The organism is Methylocystis sp. (assembly GCF_051061285.1).
Taxonomy (GTDB): domain Bacteria; phylum Pseudomonadota; class Alphaproteobacteria; order Rhizobiales; family Beijerinckiaceae; genus Methylocystis.
Window position 1 is genome coordinate 1 of record NZ_JBPFEA010000004.1, and the last position, 21,783, is coordinate 21,783.

Here is a 21,783-nt window from a genome sequence, read left to right on the forward strand (position 1 = left end):
GTCCCTGGCTGAATCAGCTTGATGACATTATCGTTGGACACGGCGTATCACTCCTTCAATGGAGAAGTGGAGGCTCGAACACCCCCACGATACGCCGCCTTACCGATTCATGCTGTCACCAACTTTCGGCCATAGCTCGCGAGGTAACGTAAGCGGCCATTCAAATGGCGACTACCATTAGAGTGGAATGCCACCTTTCGCCAAACCGTGCCTGTCAGTCAGTCGGCGGTCTTGGGCACCAGGTAACCACTCACGGCGAAGGATGGCGTATTGCATGGTGTTTTCGTAGATCGGATTGCCCGCATTGTCATTGGTGAATGATACGAACTCGACGAACACGCCTTCGCGCCGCATGCCCAGCTTTTCGCAGAGGCGCTGCGAAGGCTTGTTGTGGTCTTCGACATAGGCGTAGAGGCGGCGAAAGCCCTTTGCCCGGAAGAGATGGTCGAACAGCGCTCTTGCGGCTTCGAACGCATACCCCTGGCCGCCGAATTGTGGATTGAGGTTCCAGCCGACCGAGGCCGTCTTGTCTTCGTCCTCGTCTCCTGCGCCGCCGAACAGATCGCCGATGAGCTGACCAGTTTCTTTGAGGCATATCGCCAAGCAGCCATCATCGAGAGCGCGTTTCCTGACCTCGATCTCCGCCTCGACTAGGTCTGCTAGCTTGAGGGACAAGAAGCAGGAGGCGGTGGGTGCGCGCAGATAAGCGAAGAGGTCCGCTGCGTCACCCTCCCGAAAGGGCCGTAAGATCAAGCGCTCAGTTTCAATGATCTGCATGTCTGTTACTCTGGAAAACTCTGTCAATGATGAGCACGGAGCACGCTGCGATACCCAGCCAGGGTGAAGAACACCACCACCGCCAGCGCCGCGATCACCTCGGCCGCTGTCGTCAGAAGGACCGCGTGCGTTTGGGTGAAGGCGGCCTTGCCTGCCTCGATCAAGGCCGCACCCTGCTCACCCGGAAGCTCGCTGGCGACGATGTAGGTGTCGCCGATCGTGCGGGAAGCCCGTTCGGCCAAAGCCTGCGACAGACTGGAGGGCAGTTCGATGGCCCGGCTGAACACGCTCGACATGAAGACGCCGAACAGGGTGATCCCGAGACCGGTGCCCAACTCATACCCCGTCGCCTCAAGCGAGCCTGCCGCGCCGCCCCTGCTCGCGTCGACGGAGCCCATGATGGCGATCGAGGAGGCCGTCAGTCCGATGCTGAGCGTGAGCCCGAGAATGGCGAGCGCGAGCGGAACGAGGAAGCCCGGATCGTGGAAGTCGCTCCGCGCCAGAAAGACCAGCGCACCCGCCGAGATCAAAAGCGAAAGTGTGGCGACCAGCCGCAATCCGAATCTGTTGGACAGATAGCCGGCGACCGGGCCGCCCATGGCTGCCGCCGCCATGATGGGAATCATGAAGATGCCGGCCTGCAGCGGCGTCTTGCCCAGCACATATTGCAGTTCCTGCGCCAGCGTCAGCTCGACGCCGGCCAGCGCGCCCGATGCGACGATAGCCATGATCAGGCCGGCGACGATCGCGGGATGAGACAGGAGCGACAGGTCCAGCATCGGCTCGGACGACCGGAGCTGCGTGCGCGCGAACAGAGTCAGAGCCGCAATGCCGAAGACAACCACGAGGACGACGATCGGCAGAGGCTGCTTGCCGCCAAACCCGGCCTTGATGCCATAGACGAGCGATATCATGCCGGCGATCAGCAGCAGAGCCTCGCCTATAGCCCACTTGCCGGGCGACGTCTGTTCGACACGCGGCAGCAGGACATAGCAGGCCGGGGCGACCATGAGCATGACAGGCACATTGATCAGGAATACTGAGCCCCACCAGAAATGCTCCAGAAGAGCGCCGCCGATGAGGGGCCCGACCGCGGCGCCGGCGGCTCCGACCATGCCCCAAAGGCCGAGAGCCATGGCGCGCTCGCCGTCATCTTCGAAGGCCTTGCGGATAAGGCCCAGCATGCACGGCATGATCATCGAGCCGCCCAGAGCAAGAAGCACGCGCGCTGCAACCAGCATTGCGGGGCTTTGCGCAAAGGCGGCCCATGCCGAGGCTGCTGCGAAGATGACGAGGCCGATCAGCAGGATTTTCCGGTTGCCGACCCTGTCGGCGAGCGTGCCCATCGGCACCAGAAGCCCTGCCATCAGCAGCGGGTAGATGTCGATGATCCACAGCACTTCGGTGCCCGACGCATTCAACGATTGCGTCAGCGTCGGGACGGCGACATGCAGGATCGTGATGTCGAGGACTACCGGGAGGAAGGCCAGCATGACGGCGATCAGGGCAAACCAGCGGTTGGCCGGCACGGAAGCGGACGACATCATTCACCTGAAAAAGGATTGCGCACCCTGATATAAATACATACGTATGGATTTCAATGATCATCGGCAGTGAAGGAGCGGCAAATTGGGCAGAAAGCCGACGATCACACGTGAGGGATTGATTGAACTCGCGGAAGAAATCGTTCGCAGCGAAGGCGCGGCCGGCCTGACCATCGATGCCTTGGCCAAGCGAGCCGGCATCTCCAAGGGTGGCGTGCAGTACTCTTTCTCATCGAAAGACGATTTGATCCGCGCGCTCATCGAGCGATGGACGCATCAGTTCGACGCGTTGCTTGGTGACATGGACGACGTTCCGCCGGCCGATCTCGTCCGAAAATACATCAATGTCATGCGCGGCTCGCAGGCGGCCATGAACGCAAAAATGGCCGGCCTTATGATTGCCTACATCCAGAACCCGGAAAACGTCTCGGAAACCCGTGAGTGGTACCGTTCCATGTTCGAGCGCCTGGGCGGCGCAACAGAAGACGCACAGGCGGCACGTGTTGCGCTGCTGGCAGTAGAGGGACTGTTTATGCTGCGCATTTCCGGCATAGACGAAAACGGGGAATGGAGCGCTTTTCTCGACGACGTGGAGACCGTTTTCGAGCGCCTCCTAAAGAATAGATAGGCAACTATAAAGAGCGGGTTCAAGCGTGTGCCTTATGTCTATCTTTCTCCTACACCGCCGATCCGCGTGCGGCCCCGGCACTGCCGGCAGGTTTCAGGCGACGACGGAAGCACACGGGACGTCTCTCTTGGGGTCGAGCTGACGTCGCTGATTTTCAAGATATATCGGGCTGTAGCGTAGAATTGGCGGCAATATCGCACTATGGAGAGCAATCGGCGGTGTTTGGCGGAGACGGTGGGATTCGAACCCACGATAGGGTTTCCCCTATAACGATTTAGCAAACCGTCGCCTTCAGCCTCTCGGCCACGTCTCCATGCGTCCGCATAATAAGGCGAGCGCGAAAGACATATGCCAAAGGCCCGGCGCGATGGCAAGAGAACGCCTTGGGCGGCGCCCGCGCCGAGAGCGCTAAGGCCAAAATCACGCGCGAGGCGTCCCCGGCAATCACAAGCCCGAGCGCGGGGTCTTTTCGCCAAAGCGCGGCCGGCGTCGACGGGCAATCGGCGTCGCCTCAATGAATTTGCTCGACAGCCGCGGCCATGTCGGGGACCAAACGCACGCGATAGCGAGCGTTCGTGCAGGTCAGCAGCCAGACCTGCTCGTCCGGTCTGGAAGCACGAGGGTCGCGCTTGGCGGCTTGCGGCGCGTCGCAGGGGTATCCCTGGCTTCGAATATGCGCCGCGACAATGTCCGCGGACGTGGCCTGCGCCGACGCCGGGGAAACAAACACGGGCGTAACGGGCAGAAGAACCGCCAGCCGAAGTCTCCGCATCGTCGCCTCCATCGTCCGGGCGCATCGCTGGCGCGCTCTCGGCATTATAGCAGAGTGCTGGACGGAAAAGGGCAATCGGCGACTTCTCAGCGTCGCTTCGCCTGACGAGCCTTGCGCTTTCGAGTCTGAGGAGAACACGCCCGTCGCAGGGTTCTCGTCTTAGATTCAATTTTTAAACTTCAGGCGAAATTAAAAATCGCCCTCCTCAAGGAAGACCTTGTCCTCCCCGGGCCGCCATTTTCTGTTCGCCGCCTCCTGAATCTTCTGTCGCGATCTCAATAAGCGCTCCCGCTCCTCTAAGGGACTGGGGCCGAACTTTTTGTGCATCGCTGCGCCACTGACATAAACGCTGATGACATCCTTGAGGCAGCGCGCTTCCCAAAAATAATAGGAGCGGCCATCGCGATAATGTCGCGCCTGTGCATCAATCTCGCTGAAAACCGAATCCTGCAATTCGAGCATGGCTTTCCTCAACCCCGGACGGCGATTTGTCGAGCCGCGTCGCAGAAAAAAGGCGGGCTGCGAAGAGCCCGCCTGGAGGTGGCGGCAAGCGTCCGCTGCTTGGAAGCAGCGCCTGCCGCTTAACGCACGATCTGAGTGCCGGGACTGTTTAGCAGAACCGCGCCCTGGGCGATTTTCTGCAATGTGTCTCCAGTGTTGCTGCGTCACCGCCGGGGAAGCGGCGATGCATCGAACGGCTGGTTGACGACAGCGAAGCGTTTCGCGGCTCGCGACCGGTCTGTCTGAGGGTTAGTGCGCCTTGTGAGCGGCTATGCGAATCTTGCTCAGATTGGCCTCGATCAGCGGCGCTATGCCGGCGACCATTCTGGCAGTGCCCAGCGCGTTGGGATGCTCGTTGTCGCTCTGCATAAGCGCCGGGTACCCGTAGACCCCGCCGAGCATGAAAGGATAGAGCGGCACGTGATCGCTGCGCGCGAGTGTCGGATAGATGTTATTGAAGCCAACGATATAGTTTGGTCCATTCTTCGGCAGCGAGAGCATGCCGGCAAGGATCACGCGCGCGCCGCGCGCCTTGCAGATGCGGATGATCGCGTCGAGATAGCGGTAGGTGACGCGCGGGTCGGTATGGTCCAGCATGTCATTGGCGCCGAACTCGACAAGGACGAGATCTGGATTGTATCGCAGCGCCTCGTTAATGCGCGCGTAGCCGTCGGCGCTGGTGTCGCCGGGGTTGGAGCCGTTCCACACGACAACGTTATAGCCGTCGGCGAGCAGCCGGCGTTTGAGCTGAGCCGGAAATCCTTGCGCCTCGGGAAGGTCGAAGCCGGACGTGAGGCTATCGCCAAAAATCAGCACGTTGGCCGGTTGCGCCAAGGCTGGCGCAGCGAGGGAGGCGAGAAGGAGCGCGAGTGCGGCGACCTTCGCCAATGAAGTGAACAGAGTTCTTGACATGCCTCGAGCCCCCAAACGTGACGCCCATTATCAGCTAGGGCGACTTGACGTCTGAGCCAGTTTAGCGCCCGAAGGAACGCATCAGGTTAAGACAACTCGGCAAAATGAGTTGAATAGACGCGCCGCCGCCTTCATTTTCCCGCTTGCATCATTGCGCCGCGTCGACTCCCGTTGCAAGCGAAGGGAAAGCAGCGCCGGCGCGAAGGAACCGCGCCGATCACCCGGCCTCAAAACATCGCGCATGGGCGCCCGTTCTCAGATCCCTTAGCTGAGCGGTTACCGGGGAGCTGTCATTGAGATGGATGCTGATGATATTGTTGTAGAATCCAAAGCGGTAGTCAGTCTTCATAGGATAGGATTGGCCCGCCGCGACATAGAAGCAATAAGAACTGTATTGTGGATTGGCTCTCATAGAGATCGAGCAATGTACGGAATAGTTCAGCGGCGTGCACTTGAGCGCGACGTCTTTCGTGGGAAGCCCGAAATTGTTGGCGCTCATCGCCCCTGCGACGGCGGTATCAGAGGTCAAACTCACCGCCGCGAACGCCGCCGCAGCGATCACCGATAGTCTTTGCATGCAAGACCTCGCAGGAGGTGCGCCTAAGTCCGCATATGGGGCAGCGTTCATGGTCTTCCTCCGCGTCAACGGTCTCCGCCGTGGGCGATCCCGAAAAGGATCGCGCGCCCGCATCAGACAAGGCGCCGCTGTCATCGACAAGCGAAATTATCGGCACAGATCTCCCCAGCCTGCCGCGTTCTATGCTAACATTAAATACGGCGCGCCTCGCGCCGGGCGAAACGAGCCCGAGGAGGCGACGATGGATAATCGAATATGCTCTTGCGTCCCGCCGCCGGTCGGATGGAGCGTCAACCGGCAAACGCATCCTGCAATCGCTCAGGCGATCTTCGCTCTATCCAATAACGAGCGAACGCCTGAAGCGATTTGGGAAGCGCCAACCCCAGAAGAGTGGCGGAGGATTTCCGAACTCGTCGTTGAATATGTCATTGACGGCGATTTCGCCGTCGACACTGGCAAATTCGCCTGGGGACCGTTCGAAACGCTTCGCCTCTTGCCGGCGCGTCGCAACTGATTGCGATCGCATCGAAGGCTCTCACGCGTATCCTGGCGCGCGTGCGTTCACTCTCCCCGACCGCTCTCCTCGCAGCTACGAGCGCCGATCATCAGTAGCGAGGAAACATCGGCGGTGCGAAGGGGCCGGGCTCAAAGCCGTAGAGTTCTCGCGCGAATTGGCGCTGACGCGGAGCCGGAGCGCGCGACTGTCCGCGCGCGCTCCCCAGAATTTCTCCGCTCTCCGTGACGACCACCCAACGACCGCCGCGTTCCTGAATGGCCGTCACTCGACCAACGCCAGGCACGATTTCGCCGGGCTCGACGCCGATCATGCCCCTGTCCGATTCAATAAGAGCGGCGCCGTGATAAACGTCGCGCACCCTGTAGCCGCTAATGATTTTCGAAGCCGGCGCGATCGTCTGGACGGGCGTCATGTCGACTTTGGCGTTTTCCTTTCCGGCGGCGCGCGCAACTTTGGGCTGCCCCTTTTCGGGCAAATGCGTTACGGGCGCAGATTTCGCGGCGACTGCAGCAGCTTGGTTTTCGACAGCGGGCGGAGGGGGGCTAGCGGGCTGTGCGCGAACACTGTCGGCCTGCTGTCGTTTCTCCACGGCGTCCAATTTCGTGCGCAGTTCCTGCACTTCATCTTGGAGGGCGGCGATCCGACGCTTCGACGCTTCGTCCAACACCGGGATCGTGACCTGCTGGGGCGCGGGCGCCTCAGCCTTTTGCACTTCCGCGTCCTTTGAACGGTCGGGCGCATAAAAATGCGTGGCCGCAAGTCCGGCAAGACCGATCAACGCGGCGATCAGACCATAGCGGACCGGCCGACTGCCGCGGCGGTCGATGACGATCTCCACCGGCAGTTTTGCTGGCGGGCCGCGTCTTTTCGGCAGAGGCGGCTCCGGCGGAATGATGAGGTCGTGCATGCGTATAATCCCACCTTCGGAATAGGGCGGAGATTTTGTACATGCGCCTGAATCGCGGCGAAATGGCGTCGATTCTCGCGCCCCGCCGCGCCTTATGCGGAGGCAGTCCGGGCATCGGATGAGAGCGCCGCCCGGCGTGAATCGCTCAAGGATTATTTAAAGCGATAGGGAGCAGGAGGCCTATTGAGCGGCGGGGGGCCCGGCGAGGCCGTCATCACCGTAAAGAGTCTCTCAAAGAAGCAATTCGAACCATAGGGCTCCACGCCTCTATTGCATTCAGGCTGGGGAATATAGAGCGGAGGTTGCAGATGATCGGAGAGGGCGATGCAGACAGGGTCTATGTACGGTTTTCCGACGCTGTCCGTGACGATCGGATGGCCGCATTGATCCAAAGGCGTCGCCGTCTCTGCGCCCGCTGGGATTGGCGGAGGAACCGCTTGCTTCTGCTTTGCATCGACAGCGCTGGAGAGCGCGCCGGCCAAAATCGCAATGGCAAGGACGCCTCTGTTGAACCCAGCGCACGAGCTTCGACGCTGATTTCGGCGGCGGCGCATCGCTGAGCCCGCGAGACGAGTGCTTTTCAACGAGATCCTCACGATGTTCCTCTCGAAATTCCGTGTCGGTCGGTACGGCGTCGCTGTTCTTGGTTCGATCCAGCCGTATAGCCGATAGCCTCCTAGAGCGCTTCCCGATCACATGGAACCATGTGATCGATAAAGAATCGCTCAAAATCAAAATGCTGGAGCAGGTTCTCATCGAAAAAGGTCTGTCGACTTTTTCGGAACCTGCTCTAGCCGACACATTCGTCGAAATCACGTCGGCGTGCGGATCCGGCGAGGGGAGCCCCCGGTGGTTTGAGGACTTGGAGTGCGGAGCGCGTCTTCGGTCTCGTCTAACCCCTTATCAAATAGGTATTTTCCACAGGTGGAGCACTGCCGCGTCAAAGGCTAGGAAGAACCGTTGATCTGAACATTGCGGCAATCACAACAGTTGCAGTGGGCTGCGGCTTGGTCTCATTGATCGGACCGAATTTCGCGGCGTATGTCTAGGGCGAGACGCTGGCCGTCTCGCCCTTCTTTTTTGCAGCGCGCCTAAGCGTTTATATAACTATTTGTTTTTATACGCGCCCGCCGGAGTCTCCGAATCACTCCCTGTGGGACACGGCGCCGCGCGGCTTCGGCGTCTATGCTGGCGTCCGGCCAAAAAAGCGAGGTGGCCTAATTCCGCGCGCGCCTCATAAGGCGCGATCTATCGCGTGCTCGCGCTGCGCTGGATCACCCAGTTCGTCGCGCCATCAGTGCTCATGAGACAATCCAAATCAGGGCGCTGGCGCTCCAGCAATATTCTAGAAACAAACAAGTAGCATCTAAGTCACTTGGCAAGGCTGTCAGTCACTATTCAGTCGCAGTTCGCTGTCCTTAAGCTGGAGCGTGTTGACTGTTTCCCTTCTCTTGCGAATAAGCGGCGGGCCCTCGGGCATGAGTCTGTTGAGCGGCAAACTGGATGTAAAACGAGCGCTGGGTCTCATGAACCGTTTTGCTTTGAGCCGGCGCCAAATCTTCAGCGCCGCAATGGCCGCCGCATTGGTCCTGTTCGGCACGCTCATTTATCGCTTCGCTCCAGAGAGGATTTTCTCCCGCCAGGAGACAGGGCCGCCGCAAGAAGGGCGACGCGCGCCACCGCTCGTGCGCAAAGGTAAAACGATCTTCATTCCGGCCGGCTCGCCCTACCGGAGTCACATCGCCGTCGCCCCGGTCGAGATCCGGAACGTTAGCCTGAGCCGCATTGTCCCCGGTACGGTCGAAGCCGATCCGGCGCGGACGGTGAGAGTTTTGGCGCCCGTCAACGGACGGGTTAGCGAGCTCAACGTCGAACTGGGCGACAACGTGAAGAGGGGCCAGCCGCTTGCGACCATTGATTCAGGCGATTTGGCGCAGGCCGTGGCTGACGCCGAAAAGGCCCGCGCCTCGGCAAAACTGACCAAGAGCGCTCTCGATCGGGCCACGGGACTGAACAAGGCGGGCGGCCTCGCGCTTAGGGACGTGGAGCAGGCGCAGAACGATTATCTGCAGGCGACGTCGGAACTGAAGCGCGCCGAAGCCCGGCTCGACGTGATTGGCGACAACAGCAAGCTCACGGGCCTGCGTAAGATCACCCTTAATGCGCCGATCGACGGGACGATTACGGCGCTTGATACGGCGCCCGGCGACTTCATCGACAACACCACATCGCCGATGATGACCATCTCCAATCTCGATCGCGTATGGGTTACCGCAAGCGTACAGGAGAAAGATCTCTCCTTCGTGCAGAAGGGGGAAAGGGTCGAAGTCTCGCTTGTCGCCTATCCCCACGAAATCTTTGCCGGCAAGGTCGAGATTATTAGCCAGTTGCTCGAGGCGGACACACGGCGCAACAAAGTGCGCATCGCTTTCGACAACCCAAACGGCATGTTCAAATTGAACATGTTCGCGACCGTGCGCTTCTTCTCGCCGCCGGCCAAACGCGTCGTGGTCCCGGCGTCGACGCTGATGATGGTCAACGATGCGTCAAACGTTTTCATCGAAATCGCGCCCTGGACGTTCGAGCGGCGGCCGGTGCAGCCTGACGCCGATATCGATGGCGTGACGGTCGTTACGGGACTGAGCGCCGGCCAGCGCATCGTGGTGCGCGGCGGGGTTCTCCTGAATGATTGAGCGTATCGTCGAATTTTGTCTCAAGCACCGCGTCGGAGTGATCTTGACGACGGCGATCCTATTCGCCTTCGGCGTCTACTCATGGACGCAGCTCAAGATCGAAGCCTATCCCGAAATCGGCGACGTGACGGTGATCGTCACCACCAAGGCCACCGGCCTTGCCGCCGAGGAGGTTGAACAGCAAATCACCGTGCCCTTGGAGCGCGCGCTGGCGAGCACCCCAGGCTTACTCACGATCCGCTCGACCAGCACCTTCGCGTTGTCGCTCATCACCATGGTGTTCAAGGACGGCGTCGAGGACTATTGGGCGCGCCAACGCGTGTTAGAGCGCATCGGGCAGGTGTCGCTTCCAGCCAACATTCAGCCGGCGCTTGGTCCCTTGACCGGCCCGACCGGCGAAATCCTCAGATACACTTTGGAGTCTGACGCCAAGAACATCGAAGAACTGTCGGAAATCCAGCGCTGGATCGTCATCCCGGCGCTCAATCAGGTCGCCGGCGTCGCCAGCGTCGCCAATTTCGGCGGCGTCACGCGTCAGTTTCAGCTCCAGCTCGATCCGGTCGCGATGCAGCGCTATGGGCTCGGATTGACCGACGTCACCAATTCGATCGTCGCCAACAGCGCCAGCGCCGGCGGCAGCCGCATCACGCGCGGCGAGCAATCTTATGTCATTCGCAGCATCGGCCTCGTGCGCACCAAGGAGGACCTCGGAAATATCGTCATTGCCGAACATGGCGGCGTGCCGGTGCTGACCAAGGACGTCGGGACCCCGCGTTACAGCGCGCAAGAACGCGAAGGCATGCTCGGCAAGGATTACAACTCGAACGCCATTCAGGGCGTCGTGCAGATGTTGAAAGGCGAGAACGCCACGGTCGTGCTGAAGGCGGTGCATGACAGAATTGACGAGTTGAACGCGCAACTCGCGCCGAAAGAGGTGAAAATCGTTCCCTATATGGACCGCAATGAGCTGGTGCAGCTCACGGTCTCAAAGGTCGCGCACACGGTGACGGAAGGCATTGTTCTGGTCGTCGTGGTGCTGATGCTTTTTCTCGGCAGTCCGCGGAGTTCGCTGGTCGTGGCCGCGACAATTCCGCTGTCGCTGGCCTTCGCCTTCATCCTGATGAACTTCACCAAACTGCCGGCGAATCTCCTGTCGCTCGGGTCGATCGACTTCGGCATCATCGTCGACGGCGCGATCATCGTGACAGAGGCGATTCTCAGATTGCGTGAGCATAATCCGGACCGCGAGCTTCAGGTCGTCGACGTTCAATTCGTCGTCGGCCAGGTCGTGCGGCCGATTTTTTTCGCCACGGTCATCATCATCGCCGGTTACGTGCCGCTCTTGGGTCTGGAACGCGTCGAGGCCAGACTCTTTGCGCCGGTCGCCTATACGATCGCCTATGCGCTGATCGGCGCTCTTCTCTGCACCTTGATGCTCGTCCCCGGCCTCGCCTATATGGCGCTGCGCTATCCATCGAAACCCTTTCATAATCGCGTGCTCGAATGGATGGAGAAGCGCTACAAGGACATGCTCTATCGGTGCCTCGATCAGCCGGCGATCATTTATGTCGCGACAGCGCTGGCGGTCTGGGGCCTCGTCATGGCCGGCGGCGCGGTCGGACGCGACTTTCTTCCCAATCTCGACGAAGGTTCGCTTTGGCTGCAAGTGCAGATGCCGAGCGGCATATCTTTCGAAAAAGCTTCGGATATGACCAGCGATTTGCGTCACGCCGTGATGGAATTTCCCGAGGTCTCTTACGTCATCACACAGATCGGTCGAAACGACGATCGTACAGATCCCTGGACGACGAGCCATATCGAGGCGCCGGTTGGACTCACCCGCTATGATTCATGGCCCGATCGCGAGACGAAGGAACAGTTCATCGCCAAGCTGACGAAGCGTCTCAGGCAGATTCCGGGGATGGATGTCGGCGTGAGCCAGCCAATCATCGACAACGTCAACGATCTCGTCAGCGGCGCGCACAGCGCGATGGTGGTGAAGGTTTTCGGCGAAGACCTCAAGGAGACGCGTCGTATCGGCAATGAGATCGTCGCGGCGCTGAAGACGGTAAAGGGCACCACCCAGACGTCGATCGTGCAGGAGCCGCCGATTCCGCAGATCGCGTTTCATATCGATCGCGTCGCGGCGGCGCGCTACGGCATCAACGTCGCCGATGTTTCGAATATGATTCAGATCGGTGTCGGCGGTGCCTCGATCGGACAGATTTACGTGAACGATCGCAGCTACGATATGACGGTGCGCTATCCGCTTCAGTCGCGCAGCAGTCCAGAAGAACTCAGCGACCTTCTGGTGAAATCCTCCTCCTCCAACGCGCAGATTCCCCTGTCCGCGATATCGAAAATCACGCTGCAGAACGGCGAGAGCGCCATTTCGCATGAGAAGACAAAGCGCGTGCTGACCATTCGTCTCGATTACGCCGACCGGGATCTCAGCTCCTATCTTGCGGAGGCGCAAAAGAAAGTCGCCGAGGCTGTCACTTACGACAAGCAAGTGAATAGCGTCGTTTGGAGCGGAAAATTCGAAAATCAGCAGCGCGCGCAGGCGCGGTTGACGATCATTGTCGGCGTCGTGCTGTTGCTGATGCTGCTGATCCTTTACATTGGCTTCGCCAAGCTGCGCAACGCGTTGCTCATCCTGGGCGTGGTGCCGCTGTCGGCGTTGGGTGGTCTGGTCTTGCTGATCGTGACGCGCGAGACGCTGAATGTGGCGACAGGCGTGGGATTCTTGGCGCTGTTTGGCGTCGCGGTGCAAAACGGCATCATCATGGTGTCGCATCTCAATCGCGTCACCGCGGTGCATGTCGCGTCAGCCCGCGCGCGCCGTCTGGGGACGGATTCCGCAGACGAAGACATCATCGGCGACGAACGGGCGAATTTCCGCGATCAGGTCCTTGTCGGCGCAGCGGAGCGTTTCCGCTCGGTGCTGATGACGTCGGCGGTGCCGATGGTGGGCATGCTGCCGGCGGCGCTGGCGACTGGCGTCGGCAGCGACGTTCAGCGCGGGCTCGGCACCGTTATCGTCGGTGGACTATTCGCGGCGACCGGTTTGATCCTCTTCGTCATTCCGACGCTGCATTTTGTGATCGAGCGCTTCGTCGAAAGACGCATGAGCGGCAGCGCCAACGAGATCCTACGAGTTTGATCATCCGGCGCATGGGCAAGACGAGCGACATCTGCAAGCAAAGAACCGGCGCCGCGTCGATGATGCGCGCCGCGACTCTTGCGTGGCTTGCCGCATCGCTCGCCGGTTGCATGGTCGGCCCTGATTTTGTCCAGCCGCTCGGGCCAGATGCGCCGCATTTCACGCCGGAAGGAACGGCCTCGCCTGGCTTGGGCCAGCGTTTCATAGAAGGACGCGACATTCCAGCGGATTGGTGGGCGCTTTACCGCTCTAAGCCGCTCGATACGCTCGTGCGCGAGTCGCTGGAACGTAATCCGTCGCTCGAAGCGGCCGAGGCGGCGATTGGCGTCGCTTATTTCAACGCCGAAGCGCAACGGGGCGTGCTCCTGCCTCAGGTCGGGATCCTCGCTACAGAGAGCCAAAACCTACAGTCGAACAACCGCGCGCTCAGCGCCATCAACCAGTCGCTGTTCAATCAGTTCTACCCGAGCCCCTATAACCTCGTCACGGGGCAGTCGACTCCGAGCCCGTTCACGACCAATCCAAACGCGCCTTACGGCCTGTTCCTGAAGCAGCTCTCGATCAGCTACGCGCCGGACATCTGGGGCCTAAACCGACGAACGCTGGAGTCGCTTGAGGCCCAGACCCAACAGGCGACGTTCCAGATGGAGGCGGCGCGGCTCGCCCTCACCTCCAATGTCGTCGTGGCCGCCATTCAAGAGGCGTCGATCCGCGGACAGATCGAGGCGACGAAGAACATCATTGCGATCCTGAAGGACTCGCTCGAAATCCTGAACCGGCAATATTCGTTCGGCTCGATCGCCAAGGCCGATGTCGTTGCGCAGGAGGCGGCGCTCGCACAGGCCGAGCAGGCGCTGCCGCCGCTTGAAAAGCAGCTCGCGCTCCAGCGCGACCTCCTGACCGCTCTCGCCGGCCGGTTCTCCTTTGACGAGATCGAACAGAAATTCAGGCTCTCGCAGCTGAAGCTGCCGGGAACAGTTCCGCTGAGCGTGCCCTCGACGCTTGTCGCGCAACGTCCGGACATTCGCGCCGCGGAGGCCAATCTTCATGCCGCGACCGCCGCGGTCGGCATCGCGCGCGCCAGCCGGCTGCCGAATATCACGCTCTCCGCCAATCTCGGCGCCAGCGCCTTTCATGTCGCGCAGCTCTTTGCGCCCGGCACAGGCTTCTACACGCTTGCCGCCAACGCCGCGCAGCCGCTTTTCGACGGCATGACGCTGTTGAACAAGGAACGTTCGGCAGTCGCGGCTTTGGAGCAGGCGGACGCGCAATATCGCAGCACGGTCATCAACGCCTTTCAGAACGTCACCGACGCGCTGCGTTCCCTGCAGGCGGACGCCAGGGCGGTCGAAACCGCTCGCAAGAGCGAAGACGCGGCGAAGCGCAGCCTTGATATCGTGCGCATGCAATTGAAGTATGGCCAGGTCTCACAGATCGCCGTGTTTACCGCACAGCGGATCTACTTCAGCGCCTCATTGTTGCGTGTGCAGGCCGAGGCGACGCGTCTCGCCGACACCGCAGCGCTTTTCATGGCGCTCGGCGGCGGTTGGTGGAATCGCGATCCGGACATGCCTCACTAGGGTTCAGACTCCCGAGGTAAAAGCCCTCGATACAATCGCCGCGGAAGCCGATGCTGTGCGCAAGACCGTCGAAACCTGGCTCGGCGACGGAATAGCGGCACACGAAATCGGCGTGTTCGTGCGGACGCCGCACTTAGTCGCTCGCGCGCGCGCCGCTATCGGAGGATTTGCTGGCGCCGACGAGATAACGACCGCTCCCATGAGCCTCGCTAAGGGTTTGGAATTTCGCGCCGTCGTCGTGATGGCTTGCGACGAAGGAATACTTCCACTCGACGAGCGTGTCGCCGACGCCGCCGACGAGGCGGAACTCGACGATATCTACGAAACCGAGCGCCGGTTGCTTTATGTCGCCTGCACGCGGGCGCGCGAGCATCTGTTGCTGACGGGTGTGACGCCAACATCGGAATATTTGGCCGATTTCATTCAGTAGGGGTGGAGTGAAGCGAGTTACGAGGTCCTGGTCGCCAACCATGGTGAGCCAAGCTTGCTATGCTACTAAGGCGCATTAAGACGCCCGCAACGGAACAGCCATGCTTCCTCGCCGGAGTTCATCACATTTGTCAGCCCACCAAACACGCGTTCTTCCCAAAAGTCGGCGCGCGCATAGGCGCGGCGCACGCTGTCATTGTCGACATGCGCGAGTTGGCGCTCGACGGCGTCGGCGTTCCAAAGGCCGCTTTCGTTGAGCATTGAGGAAGCAGCTGAACGGAAGCCGTGACCCGTCATCTCGTCCTTGTCGAAACCGAGACGCCGCAGCGCTGCGTTGATCGTGTTTTCTGACATGCAGCGGGCCGCCGAACGAACCGACGGAAACAAGAACTTGCCGCCGGTAATCGCGCGCAGTTCCCGCAGTAGGGCCACGGTCGACGGCGCAAGGGGAACGCGATGCGGGCGTTTCATCTTCATCTTTGCCGCCGGTATCGCCCAGACGGCCGCTTCAAGATCAAATTCGGACCACTCTGCCGCACGCAACTCGCCGGGGCGAACGAATGTGAGGGCGAGCAGCTCCAGCGCGAAACGCGTTTCTGGGGCGCCCTCATAGGCTGAGATCGCTCGGAGAAGCCCCCCGAAAGCCTTCGGCTCGATGATGGCGGCTCGATGGCGTACGACGGGGCTCACAATCGCGCCCTTGAGCGCTCCGGTCGGATCGGAGTCGGCGCGCCCCGTTGCGACGGCGTAACGGAAGACCTGCCCGATGGTCGCTCGCAGCCGGCGCGCTGTCTCATGGCGCCCCCGCGCCTCCACGCCGCGAAGGACGCGCAGGACTTCCGGGGCGCTGATTTCAGAGATTGGGCGTGCGCCGATTGCGGGCTTGGCGCGGCTCAATAGCCATTCAATTTTTGCGAGCGTCCGGTCGGCTTTCTCCTCACGGCGTTTCTTGCCTATGAGTTCAGCCGCAATGGCGCGGAATGTGTCCGCAACCTCTTGGGCGCGAGCGGCTTTTGCAATCTTCTTCGCAACAGAAGGGTCTTGCCCCCTTCAAGAGCCTCTTTGCCTCGTCACGCGCCGTCCGCGCTTCCTTCAGGGTTCACCGCAGGGTAAACGCCAATGGCGAGGGTCTTTTGCGCCGTCCCGAAACGGTAGGCGAGTCGCCAGCGCTTCGCCCCATCTGGCGTAATCCAAAGCTGAAGGCCCCCGCCGTCGGAAAGCTTTCCCCGAGTCGGTCGCTGGCCTTGGCGTTACGGATTTCCAGATCGTTGAGCGGCATGTTGGCATCGCCCTGGGAGGAAGCCAATAACGATACCAATGATTTTGTTGGACACAAGCGCACGCCAGAGGACGCCCTCAGACGACGGCTGATCTCAAATCATCGATTTTTCAGGCACTTTTGGACGACTTCGGAGTGTGATTTGGTGCCGCTTGAGGGATTCGAACCCCCGACCCCCTCATTACGAATGAGGTGCTCTACCAGCTGAGCTAAAGCGGCGATTGGCGGACGCCCAAAGGCGCGCGGCGGGTCACTCTTATCGGCGCGCGGCGGGTTTTTCAAGCAGCCTCGCGCCTTGCCAGGGCAGGGCCGCTCAAAAAAGGGGAGGGCGCTCAGAATTAACGACGCGGCCCAGCAAAGGCTAAATAGGCCTGTGCGACGGCGCTTGCGATATCGGGCGTCGCATTGACCGGCGTTCGGCGCCAATCCGCGAGCGCGCCGCTCCAAATGCGGATCGCGCCGGCGCCCCGCAAAGCGCCGAGATAGGCGTCGATCTTGCCTCGGCGGCCGGGCGGCGGGATGACATAGACCGGCGCGGCGGTGGCGATCGCCTCTCCCACCATATTGACGCTGTCGCCGGTCACGATAATCGCGTCGGCGTTCGCGAGCATCGAGAGATAGGGATTCTCTCCCTCTCCATCCCAGAAGAAGCCGCTTGGGGCGACGAGAACGCGCCGAAGCCTCTCGCGCAGGACTGTGGGCGTGCGTCGCGACGCGGTCGCCATCACGCCGCGCCCGCTCGCGCGCAGCGAAGCGGCGATGTGCTCCAGTTCGGCGATGTGCGCCACGCCATAGGCGCCATGCCGGCTGTCGCCGCCGACGATGAGCGCCATGCGCGGGCGGGGCAGGACGGCGATGCGGGGATCGGGCGCCGCGCGCGCGGCGGCGAGCCGCTCGGGGGTGATGCGGTTGGCGGGCGTGAGCGGCGAGAAGACATTGGCTGCGCGAAGGCCGTCATGGCGCGGCGCGACGATGAGATTGGCAGCGCCGGGCCCGTTCGCGGGCTTGTTCAGATAAACCGTGAATGTTCGCCCGCCGGAGTCGCGCTTCAGTCGCTTGAGCGCTGGGATCGTTCGCCGCCCCGCGGCGATGGCGATATCGGGGTAGGGCGGGGCGTGTGTGAAGCCGTCGCGCGGGTCGGCTGGCGCAAACGGCGCGAGCGCTGCGTAAATCGCGCGCGGCGCGACGCGGCGAATGTCGGGCTCCACGCCCAGCGCTTCGGCGATGCCGAGCGTCTGCGCCTCATGCCCGGCGCTTCCGTCGGAGAGAATGCGGATTGTTGTATGCAGCGGAAGGCCCGGGATGCACGAAGCGCCCCCTCCCCAACTCTCCTCCGCTTCGCGGGAGAGGGAGTTTAAGCCGGGCCGGTGCGACAAACCGCGTAACCTTCGTGGTTAGGGTTCCCTCTCCCGCTTTAGCGGGGGAGGGACGGAGAGGGGGCGCCGCCCCGCGCCTCACCCAAACGCGACCTTGAGGATCTCGTAGCTCTTGCCGCCGCCCGGCGTCGTCACTTCCACGGTGTCGCCGACGGTCTTGCCGATCAGGGCGCGAGCGATGGGGCTAGTGATTGAGACCCGGCCGCTCTTCACATCGGCCTCGGTCTCGCCGACGATCTGATAGGCCTTCTCCTCTTCGGTGTCCTCGTCGACGATCGTGACCGTCGCGCCAAATTTGATCGTCGAGCCCTTGAGCTTCGACACGTCGATGACTTCGGCGCGCGACAGCTTGTCCTCGAGTTCGGCGATGCGGCCTTCATTCAGCGACTGCGCCTCTTTCGCCGCGTGATATTCGGCGTTTTCCGAAAGATCGCCGTGCGCGCGCGCTTCAGAGATCTGCTGAATGATTCGCGGACGATCCTCCTGCTGTCGGCGGCGCAATTCTTCGGTGAGCGCGGCGTAGCCGCCGGCGGTCATGGGTACCTTGTCCACCATTGCTTTCGCTTTCTAGTCTTTTCTTGAGTTTCGCCAATCACGCGGCGCATCGGCGGAGGTCGCGCCCGCCGAACGGCGGCCATGCGCTAAAGCATAGGCCGCCAAGTGGTGGTCAAATGTTACCGCACCGCCGCTTGCGTCGCAGAACTCCCAAATTTCACTTGGTCGCGTTGGGCGGAAAATAGTCCTGCAGCGCCCGGACCCTAAGGTCTCCAGACACATAGGCGCGTATTCCCTGGGCCGCCGCGACCGCCCCCGCCAGGGTCGTATAATAGGGAACCTTATGCAGAAGCGCCGCGCGGCGCAAGGAGCGCGAGTCCGCAAGCGCCTGCGCCCCTTCGGTCGTGTTGAAGACGAGCGCGATCGAGCCGTTCTTGATGGCGTCGACGATATGCGGCCGTCCCTCCGACACCTTGTTCAATTTCTGGGCGGGAATTCCCCGCTCGACGAGATAGCGCGCCGTGCCGCCCGTGGCGACGATGGAGAAGCCGACCTCCTTCAACAGGCGAACCGCGGGAATGATTCGGCCTTTGTCCGCATCCCTGACCGAGACGAAAACGACGCCCTCGCGCGGGGCCTTGGTGCCGCCGCCGAGCTGGCTTTTGACGAAGGCGGCGTCAAACGAGGTGTCGAGACCCATGACTTCGCCCGTTGAGCGCATTTCGGGGCCAAGGACGGTGTCAACGCCTGGAAACCGCGCGAAGGGGAAGACGGCCTCCTTCACGCCGACATGCGCCGGCTTCGTGTCGAGCGGATCGAAGTCGACGAGCTTGGCGCCGGCCATCACCCGAGCCGCGATCTTGGCGATGGGGCTGCCGATCACCTTGGCGACGAAAGGCACGGTGCGCGACGCGCGCGGGTTCACTTCGAGCACGTAGATCTCGCCGTCCTTGAGCGCGAATTGCACATTCATCAAGCCGACGACTCCAAGCGACATGGCGAGGCTTTTGGTCTGCGCCTCCAGCGCGGCGATCGTCTCCGGGGCGAGCGAGCGCGGCGGCAGCGAGCAGGCCGAATCGCCTGAATGAATGCCCGCCTCCTCGATATGTTCCATCACGCCGGCGATGACGGCCTCGTCGCCGTCGGCGAGACAATCGACGTCGATTTCAATGGCGTCGGTCAGATAGCGATCGAAGAGCAGCGGATTCTTGCCAAGCACCGTGTTGATCTGCCCGGTCTTGTCGTTGGGATAGCGGGCCTTGATCTCGGACGGCACGAGGCTTGGCAGCGTGCCGAGCAGATAATCGTCGAGATCGCTTTGATCGCGGATGATCGCCATGGCGCGGCCGCCCAGCACATAGCTTGGGCGCACGACGAGCGGCAGTCCAAGCTCCTGCACGATGATCCGCGATTGCTCCACGGAATAGGCGATGCCGTTCTTGGGCTGCTTCAGCCCCAGCTTGTCGAGGAGCCGCTTGAAGCGATCGCGGTCCTCTGCGAGGTCGATCGAATCGACCGGCGTGCCGAGAATAGGCGCGCCCGCCTGCTCGAGGCCGTGCGCAAGCTTCAGCGGCGTCTGCCCGCCATATTGCACGATGACGCCCACAAGCTCGCCGTTCGACTTCTCGACGTCGAGAATCTCGGCGACGTCTTCATTCGTCAGCGGCTCGAAATACAGCCGGTCGGACGTGTCGTAATCCGTCGAAACCGTCTCCGGATTGCAATTGATCATGATCGTCTCGAAACCGGCTTCGGCGAGCGCGAAGCAAGCGTGACAGCAGCAATAGTCGAATTCTATGCCTTGCCCGATACGGTTCGGGCCGCCGCCGAGAATGACGATCTTATTCTTTGCCGAGGGCTGCGCCTCACTGGCGGGAATCCCCATGAACGGCGTCTCATAGGTCGAATACATATAGGCTGTGGGCGAGGCGAATTCGGCCGCGCAGGTATCGATGCGCTTGTAGACGGGCCGCACGTCAAGACGGTGGCGCAGTTCGCGCACGTCTTCTTCTTCCAGGCCCGTAAGCGTCGCGAGGCGCGAATCGGAGAAGCCCGCGAATTTGAGCTTGCGAAGATTCTCGGCGTCCTCGGGCAGGCCGTATGTCTTGACCTTGTTTTCGAGCGCGACGATTTCCGCGATGCGCTCAATGAACCAGATGTCGATCTTGCTCGCCTCGTGAATGGCTTCAGCGGTCATGCCGAGCCGCAGCGCCTGGCCGACGACGAGCAGCCGGTCCGGCGTCGGCGTGCCGAGCGCGCCGCGCAGCACATTCATGTCGTCGCCTTTTCCGAAGCCTTCGATCTCGATGTCGTCGAGGCCGCAAAGGCCCGTCTCCAGCGAGCGCAACGCCTTTTGCAGCGACTCGGCGAAATTGCGTCCGATCGCCATCGCTTCGCCGACCGACTTCATGGCCGTGGTCAATATCGGTTCGGAGCCCGGAAATTTTTCGAAGGCGAAGCGCGGAATTTTGGTGACGATGTAGTCGATCGTCGGCTCGAAGGAGGCCGGCGTCGCCCCGCCGGTAATGTCGTTGGCGATCTCGTCGAGCGTGTAGCCGACCGCCAATCGCGCCGCGACCTTGGCGATCGGAAAGCCGGTGGCTTTCGACGCCAGCGCCGACGAACGCGACACGCGCGGGTTCATCTCGATGACGATCATGCGGCCGTTTGAGGGATCGACCGCGAATTGCACGTTCGAGCCGCCGGTTTCGACGCCGATCTCGCGCAACACCGCGATCGAGGCGTCGCGCATGATCTGGTATTCTTTGTCGGTCAGCGTCAACGCCGGCGCGACGGTGATGCTGTCGCCCGTGTGCACGCCCATTGGATCGATGTTCTCGATGGAGCAGATGATGATGCAATTGTCCGCTTTGTCGCGGACGACCTCCATCTCATATTCCTTCCAGCCGAGAACGCTTTCTTCGACCAGCACTTCATTGGTCGGCGAGGCGTCGATGCCGCGCTCGACGATCTCGATGAACTCCGCCTTGTTGTAGGCGATGCCGCCGCCGGTGCCGCCGAGCGTGAAGGACGGACGGATGATCGCCGGCAGGCCGATATCGTCGAGCGCCTCTAGCGCGGCGGGCAATGTCTTGACGTGATGCGAGCGCGGCGTGTCGAGGCCGATTTTCGTCATCGCCTCGCGGAACAGTTCGCGATCCTCGGCCTTGTCGATCGCATGGGCGGTCGCGCCAATCATCTCGATATCGAATTTTTTCAGCACGCCCATTTTTTCGAGACTGAGCGCGCAATTGAGCGCCGTCTGTCCGCCCATCGTCGGCAGCAGCGCGAAGCCGCCGGGCGCCGCGTAGCGCTCCTTCTCGATGATCTTGGCGACGATTTCGGGCGTTATCGGCTCGATATAGGTGCGGTCCGCCATGTCCGGGTCGGTCATGATCGTCGCCGGATTGGAGTTGACGAGAACGATCCGATAGCCTTCCGCCTTGAGCGCCTTGCAGGCCTGGGTGCCTGAATAGTCGAATTCGCACGCCTGGCCGATGACGATGGGGCCGGCGCCGATGATCATGATCGTGGAAATGTCGGTTCTTTTCGGCATGCCGCCTCAGTTGTCATCCGCTCGTCAGCGCTCTTTCGCCCTCATGCCGAGGAGCGCCGTAAGGCGCGTCTCGAAGC

General features: G+C 61.5%; 18 protein-coding genes and 2 tRNA genes. 6 read left to right on the top strand and 14 right to left on the bottom strand.

Features of this window, described 5'->3' with window-relative positions; genetic code table 11:
* Window positions 1–177: 177 nt before the first annotated feature.
* Both ACR65T_RS00675 and ACR65T_RS00680 read right to left on the bottom strand, forming a co-directional pair.
* On the bottom strand, window positions 178–777 hold the full coding sequence (locus ACR65T_RS00675; protein WP_434494677.1) for a GNAT family N-acetyltransferase: 600 nt from the start codon (window positions 775–777) through the stop codon (window positions 178–180).
* A 23-nt stretch (window positions 778–800) separates the two neighbouring features.
* Complete coding sequence (locus tag ACR65T_RS00680) at window positions 801–2,306, bottom strand: MFS transporter (protein WP_434494678.1); 1,506 nt, start codon at window positions 2,304–2,306, stop codon at window positions 801–803.
* Between the two features lie 100 nt (window positions 2,307–2,406).
* On the opposite strand from ACR65T_RS00680, the gene ACR65T_RS00685 reads away from it, so the two are divergent.
* Window positions 2,407–2,949, top strand: coding sequence for a TetR/AcrR family transcriptional regulator (locus ACR65T_RS00685; protein ID WP_434494679.1), 543 nt, complete (start codon window positions 2,407–2,409; stop codon window positions 2,947–2,949).
* A gap of 223 nt (window positions 2,950–3,172) precedes the next feature.
* Here ACR65T_RS00685 and ACR65T_RS00690 read toward each other — a convergent pair.
* From ACR65T_RS00690 to ACR65T_RS00710, 5 genes are all read right to left on the bottom strand, one after another.
* A tRNA-Ser gene (locus ACR65T_RS00690) sits at window positions 3,173–3,262 on the bottom strand.
* Window positions 3,263–3,460: 198 nt separating this feature from the next.
* A complete protein-coding gene (locus ACR65T_RS00695; RefSeq protein WP_434494680.1) occupies window positions 3,461–3,721 on the bottom strand; it encodes a hypothetical protein in 261 nt (86 codons plus the stop codon).
* Between the two features lie 189 nt (window positions 3,722–3,910).
* Window positions 3,911–4,183, bottom strand: coding sequence for a hypothetical protein (locus ACR65T_RS00700; RefSeq protein WP_434494681.1), 273 nt, complete (start codon window positions 4,181–4,183; stop codon window positions 3,911–3,913).
* A gap of 288 nt (window positions 4,184–4,471) precedes the next feature.
* Complete coding sequence (locus ACR65T_RS00705) at window positions 4,472–5,134, bottom strand: arylesterase (protein WP_434494682.1); 663 nt, start codon at window positions 5,132–5,134, stop codon at window positions 4,472–4,474.
* 217 nt (window positions 5,135–5,351) lie between these two features.
* Window positions 5,352–5,711, bottom strand: a complete 360-nt coding sequence (locus tag ACR65T_RS00710) for a hypothetical protein (RefSeq protein WP_434494683.1) — start codon at window positions 5,709–5,711, stop codon at window positions 5,352–5,354.
* Between the two features lie 241 nt (window positions 5,712–5,952).
* Between ACR65T_RS00710 and ACR65T_RS00715 the strand changes: the two genes are divergently transcribed.
* Window positions 5,953–6,225 (top strand): hypothetical protein, encoded by a 273-nt coding sequence (locus ACR65T_RS00715; RefSeq protein ID WP_434494684.1) that lies wholly within the window; start codon window positions 5,953–5,955, stop codon window positions 6,223–6,225.
* Between the two features lie 91 nt (window positions 6,226–6,316).
* On the opposite strand, the gene ACR65T_RS00720 is transcribed toward ACR65T_RS00715, so the two are convergent.
* Complete coding sequence (locus ACR65T_RS00720) at window positions 6,317–7,135, bottom strand: hypothetical protein (RefSeq protein ID WP_434494685.1); 819 nt, start codon at window positions 7,133–7,135, stop codon at window positions 6,317–6,319.
* Between the two features lie 1,526 nt (window positions 7,136–8,661).
* On the opposite strand from ACR65T_RS00720, the gene ACR65T_RS00725 reads away from it, so the two are divergent.
* The 4 genes from ACR65T_RS00725 to ACR65T_RS00740 all read left to right on the top strand — a co-directional run bounded on the left by ACR65T_RS00725 (window position 8,662) and on the right by ACR65T_RS00740 (window position 15,001).
* A complete protein-coding gene (locus ACR65T_RS00725) occupies window positions 8,662–9,828 on the top strand; it encodes an efflux RND transporter periplasmic adaptor subunit (RefSeq protein WP_434494686.1) in 1,167 nt (388 codons plus the stop codon).
* Window positions 9,821–12,991: an efflux RND transporter permease subunit gene (locus ACR65T_RS00730; RefSeq protein WP_434494687.1), complete on the top strand. Its 3,171-nt coding sequence runs from the start codon at window positions 9,821–9,823 to the stop codon at window positions 12,989–12,991. The genes ACR65T_RS00725 and ACR65T_RS00730 overlap by 8 nt, the downstream gene beginning before the upstream one ends.
* 11 nt (window positions 12,992–13,002) lie before the next feature.
* A complete protein-coding gene (locus ACR65T_RS00735; protein WP_434494705.1) occupies window positions 13,003–14,571 on the top strand; it encodes an efflux transporter outer membrane subunit in 1,569 nt (522 codons plus the stop codon).
* 199 nt (window positions 14,572–14,770) lie between these two features.
* Window positions 14,771–15,001, top strand: a complete 231-nt coding sequence (locus ACR65T_RS00740) for a 3'-5' exonuclease (protein ID WP_434494688.1) — start codon at window positions 14,771–14,773, stop codon at window positions 14,999–15,001.
* Window positions 15,002–15,066: 65 nt separating this feature from the next.
* Here ACR65T_RS00740 and ACR65T_RS00745 read toward each other — a convergent pair whose 3' ends face one another.
* The 6 genes from ACR65T_RS00745 to carB all read right to left on the bottom strand — a co-directional run bounded on the left by ACR65T_RS00745 (window position 15,067) and on the right by carB (window position 21,706).
* Complete coding sequence (locus ACR65T_RS00745) at window positions 15,067–16,020, bottom strand: tyrosine-type recombinase/integrase (protein WP_434494706.1); 954 nt, start codon at window positions 16,018–16,020, stop codon at window positions 15,067–15,069.
* 50 nt (window positions 16,021–16,070) lie between these two features.
* Window positions 16,071–16,190: an Arm DNA-binding domain-containing protein gene (locus ACR65T_RS00750; RefSeq protein WP_434494707.1), complete on the bottom strand. Its 120-nt coding sequence runs from the start codon at window positions 16,188–16,190 to the stop codon at window positions 16,071–16,073.
* Window positions 16,191–16,422: 232 nt separating this feature from the next.
* Window positions 16,423–16,498, bottom strand: a tRNA-Thr gene (locus tag ACR65T_RS00755).
* 119 nt (window positions 16,499–16,617) lie between these two features.
* A complete protein-coding gene (locus tag ACR65T_RS00760; protein WP_434494689.1) occupies window positions 16,618–17,655 on the bottom strand; it encodes a mitochondrial fission ELM1 family protein in 1,038 nt (345 codons plus the stop codon).
* Window positions 17,656–17,733: 78 nt separating this feature from the next.
* Complete coding sequence (greA, locus tag ACR65T_RS00765) at window positions 17,734–18,210, bottom strand: transcription elongation factor GreA (RefSeq protein WP_196399164.1); 477 nt, start codon at window positions 18,208–18,210, stop codon at window positions 17,734–17,736.
* Window positions 18,211–18,367: 157 nt separating this feature from the next.
* Complete coding sequence (gene carB, locus ACR65T_RS00770; RefSeq protein ID WP_434494690.1) at window positions 18,368–21,706, bottom strand: carbamoyl-phosphate synthase large subunit; 3,339 nt, start codon at window positions 21,704–21,706, stop codon at window positions 18,368–18,370.
* Window positions 21,707–21,783: the final 77 nt, after the last annotated feature.